Origin of the sequence: Rhodococcus sp. (in: high G+C Gram-positive bacteria) (assembly GCF_049591685.1) — a bacterium.
Taxonomy (GTDB): Bacteria; Actinomycetota; Actinomycetes; order Mycobacteriales; family Mycobacteriaceae; genus Rhodococcoides.
The window spans coordinates 1-4,328 of sequence record NZ_JBAWFH010000489.1 but is presented as its reverse complement, the minus strand read 5'-3'; the positions used below and the strand labels follow the sequence as shown (position 1 = coordinate 4,328).

The window sequence follows — 4,328 nt, the reverse complement described above, 5'->3', positions numbered from 1 at the left end:
GGACAAAGGTCCTGTCGTCGACGGGAACGACCGTCGGCCATTCGGGGAACTGGGGTGCGACGAACGATCCGCTGACCTGCTGGTACATCTCCATCGCCACGGCGATGTCCGCGATCGTGACGGGCGTGCCGTCAGAGTATTTGACGCCTTCGCGGAGGCGAACGGTCCACTCGGTGGGGGAGGTGGCGTCGAAACGATCGGCGAGGACGAGTTGCGGCGTCAGATCGTCGCCGATGCGCGTGAGACCTTGACGCACGCCGCGTTGCGCGGTGACGGCAGCGTCGAACTGATTGAGCTTGTTGTCCAGGCTCACGAGCGAGCGGTTGAGTCCGAGCACCAGGGTGTCCTGAGACGGTTTCCCGGTCGGGCCTGCGCACGCCACGGTGGAACCGAGCAGCGTGACGCCGCCGGCCATGCCGGCGTATTGCAGAAAGCTCCGCCGCGACACGGACGGCATCCGCAAACGAGATGTGGTCATCGGTGACCTAGACCTTTCGAGACTGACGAAAACGCGGGGAAAGCGCGTCCTGCGGTTAGGTGTTCCTACCGCAGGGGTTGCTTGTAACTCAGCTCACAATTGCACTCTTGCGCGTTTCGCGCAAGACCCGTAACTTTCGTTGCGTACTTCGCGCAAATTGGTCGCAGAGCGTGCATACTCGAAACAGCAACGAAAGGAGCGAAGAGGTGCAGATTTTCCCGCTGGTAGTACTCGCGGACGACCTGTCGGGCGCGGCCGAATCCGCATCCGGATTTCTTTCGGTGGGCGCGAAAGTGGCTCTGCGACTCGGGTCCTCCTCGGACGCCGCTCCCTCCTCGGACGCCGCTCCCTCCTCGGACACCGCCTTCTCTGATGTCGGCGCTTCGCTGGCGGACGTGAACATCGTCGACCTGCACTCTCGCAAGCTGTCGCGTGACGACGCTGCCGAGTCCGTTGCTCGGACCCTGTCCGACTACCCCGGCGCGCGCGTTGTGAAGAAGATCGATTCTCTTCTTCGCGGCAACGTGGCGGCCGAAGTCGGCGCCCTGAGCGGTGACGGCTCCCCGGTCGTCGTCGCGGCAGGCTTCCCGGGCATGGGACGGACCGTCGTCGGCGGCGTCGTGCATGTGCAGGGTGTGCCGTTGCACGAGACACCGCTCTGGCGCGCGGAGACTACGTCCGCTCCGCCGTCTGTGGCTGCGGCCCTGGGTGGTTTGCTGACGACCGACGTTTCGCTCGAACAGGTGCGTGGTGCGGGGCTGTCGGCCGTATTGTGCGATCTCATCGCCCTGGGTCGGGTTCCTGTGTGTGACATGGAAACCGATGCCGACCTGGACGCGATCGTCGAGGCCGCCGATTCCGTGGCGGGCGTTCGGCTGGTCGGGACCGCTGCGCTGATGGCTGCTCTGGCGCGTTCGGTGACTGCACTCGGACGGAATTGTCCGGTCGCTCCGCACGCTCCACTCCCGGCATACTCCGATGTGTGTGCCCTCCCGCGGGGCGTGAGCGTGCTGGTCGTGGTGGGCACCGCGGATCTCGTTGCAATCGATCAAGTTCGAGCATTGAAGACCTCGGGCACACCCCACGTTCGGGTCGACGCAGCAGCGTTGATCGAAGGATCCGTCGACGTTGCGCCGATTCTGACGGCACTCGATTCCGGGAGTGCCGTCGTCACCGTCTCCGGAACGGTCACACCCTCTACCTCGACGGCGGTCGTGCACGGGCTCGCCGACCTGGTAGCCGTCGTCGACGGGCAGTGTCGGTCCGACCTCGTCCTCACCGGTGGTGAGACGGCGCGAACAGTCCTCGGGCGGCTCGGTGTCGATCACTTGACTCCGGTGTGCGAAATCGAGACCGGCGCAGTACTTTCCGTTACTTCGACTGGCCGTAGGATCATAACTCGGCCAGGTAGCTTCGGAGGCGTCGACAGCCTCCGCTTTCTCACAGACTCGTTGCGGGGCGTAGAAGTCCTCGCACACTCACAGCAAGGTAGCCCCATGATTGAATCCACCACACTTCCTCTCGTCGCCGTCACGATGGGCGACGGGGCGGGCGTCGGGCCCGAGGTCATAGTCCCGGCGCTCCTGGATGCGAAGACCCTCTCATGGTGCCGACCTGTCGTGATCGGTGATGCCAAGCGCGTCGAACTCGCCGCTGTCGTCCTCGGTCTGGACGTCGACATCACGGTGGTCGACACCATTGCCGATGCCGAGTTCATACCCGGCCGGATCAACGTGATCGACCTGGATTTGTTGCCGGCGGACTTGCCGTGGGGCGTGTTGTCCTCGGTCGCGGGGGACGCCGCGTACCAGTACATTCGCGTCGCGAGCGAGCTCGCCGTGCGAGGCGAGGTACAGGCGATCTGCACGGCCCCGTTGAACAAGGAAGCTCTGCACGCCGCGGGCCACATCTACCCGGGGCACACCGAGCTTCTCGCTCATCTGACGGGAACCGAGGAAGTATCGATGATGCTCTCGACGCCGAAGCTGAAGGTCATCCACGTCACGACGCATATCGGTCTGCTCGACGCCGTGGCGAAGATCGAACCCGGTCTGGTCGAACGCACGATCCGACGCGGGCACGAGGCATTGGTCAGGACGGGAAACTCGCACCCGAGAATCGGGGTGTGCGGCATCAACCCACACGCGGGTGAGAACGGCTTGTTCGGTTACGGCGAAGAGGACCTCAAGATCGTCCCCGCGGTCGAGAAATTGAAGGCCGACGGTATCGACGCAGTCGGCCCGTTGCCGGCCGACACGGCATTCTTCCTGGCAGGCCGGGGCGACTACGACCTTATCGTTGCGATGTACCACGACCAGGGTCACGGCCCGGTGAAGGTCCTCGGTATCGAGGCCGGAGTCAACATCACCGTCGGCTTGCCGGTCATCCGCACCTCGGTGGATCACGGTACGGCGTTCGACATTGCAGGCAAGGGAATCGCCGAAGCCGGTAGTATGGTCGAAGCGCTTCGTCAGGCTGCCGAATTGGCAACCAGCACAGTAGTTCTGAAGTAGGGGGACAGTGTGGCGGTTCGTGAGTCGGAGGCTCGGCGATCTGAAATCGTACGCATGGCCAAAACCAGCGGTCTGGCGAGCGTGGAAGAGCTGTCGGCTCAATTCGGCGTCACCGCGTCCACGATTCGGCGCGATCTGACCCAACTGACCGCGCAGGGTTTGATGGCGAGGACCTATGGAGGCGCCATCGCGCTCGACCCTCATCCCGAGTCCTCTCTGCGGCAGCGTTCGATGGAAGGCTTCGAGGCCAAACGGTCGATTGCAGAGTGGGCCGCCCGGCAGATACGTCCGGGCGAAACCGTCCTTCTCGACGCCGGAACCACCGTGGGGACGATGGGCGAGTTCCTCCGCGAGGCGGCCGATCTCACGGTAATTGCCGCCGGATTGACGGCCCTCGAAGCACTTGCGGACGCAGATTCCGTACAGGTCGAATGCCTGGGCGGAACACTGAGGCATCTCAGTCAGGGGTTCGTGGGTCCGCTCGCAGAGGCATCGCTGCAGCGGGTGTCGTTCGATCGGGCCTTCCTCGGCGCCGATGCGGTCACCGCAGAGTTCGGAATCTGCGAAGCAGAGCTGCAGCAGACTCGGCTCAAAGAGATGATGATGGAACGAGCGGGCAAGACTTACGTACTTGCTCATTCCGCCAAGCTCGGGCAGAAGCCGTTTCACGCGTGGGCGCCCATACCGCCCGGAACCACGCTCGTCACCGACTCGGGTGCGACTCGGGAGCAGATCGAGCCGTTCGAGCATGCGTCGATCGAGGTCGTGATTGCTTGACGGGCATTCGGGGTAGTCGCCTTCTCTACTGCAAGGAGTGCAACAGTGCGCTATGACTACCTGATCGTCGGTGGCGGCATGGTCGCCGACTCCGCGGCACGCGGAATCCGCGAACTCGACGAGGCCGGCACCATCGGCATCCTCGGAATGGACACCGATGAGCCGTACACACGTCCGGCGCTGTCGAAGAAGCTGTGGACCGACAAGGATTTCGGCCGCGACAAGGTCCCCCTGAACACTGCGACCGACACGGGCGCAGAGATTCACACCACCACTCGTGTCGTGTCTGTCGACCGCGACAGCCGCTCGGTCACAACAGATTCTGGGGATTCGTACGAATACGGCGAGCTGCTGCTCGCCACGGGCGGCTCACCGACACAGCTCGATCTCGGGCCCAGCCCCCGGGTCATCTATTTTCGTACGTTCGCCGACTATCGCGCGCTGCGTGACCTCACCCGCACCGCGAAGCACATCGCGGTGGTTGGCGGTGGATACATCGGTACCGAGATCGCCGCGGCGCTCGGTCAGAACGGTATCGAGGTCACTCTCGTCACGAGCGA

At 64.0% G+C, this 4,328-nt stretch carries 4 protein-coding genes; 3 read left to right on the top strand and 1 reads right to left on the bottom strand.

The annotated features are described in order from the left end of the window. A partial coding sequence (locus WBQ44_RS20140) for a twin-arginine translocation signal domain-containing protein (RefSeq protein ID WP_495568435.1) occupies positions 1-478 on the bottom strand: 478 nt, incomplete at its 3' end. 206 nt (positions 479-684) lie between these two features. Between WBQ44_RS20140 and pdxA the strand changes: the two genes are divergently transcribed. The 3 genes from pdxA to WBQ44_RS20125 form a co-directional block, all read left to right on the top strand. Beyond that, positions 685-2,991 (top strand): 4-hydroxythreonine-4-phosphate dehydrogenase PdxA, encoded by a 2,307-nt coding sequence (gene pdxA, locus WBQ44_RS20135; protein ID WP_495568434.1) that lies wholly within the window; start codon positions 685-687, stop codon positions 2,989-2,991. A gap of 9 nt (positions 2,992-3,000) precedes the next feature. Continuing rightward, positions 3,001-3,768, top strand: coding sequence for a DeoR/GlpR family DNA-binding transcription regulator (locus WBQ44_RS20130; protein ID WP_495568433.1), 768 nt, complete (start codon positions 3,001-3,003; stop codon positions 3,766-3,768). A gap of 45 nt (positions 3,769-3,813) precedes the next feature. After that, the coding region (locus WBQ44_RS20125; RefSeq protein ID WP_495568432.1) for an FAD-dependent oxidoreductase at positions 3,814-4,328 on the top strand (515 nt) is incomplete at its 3' end.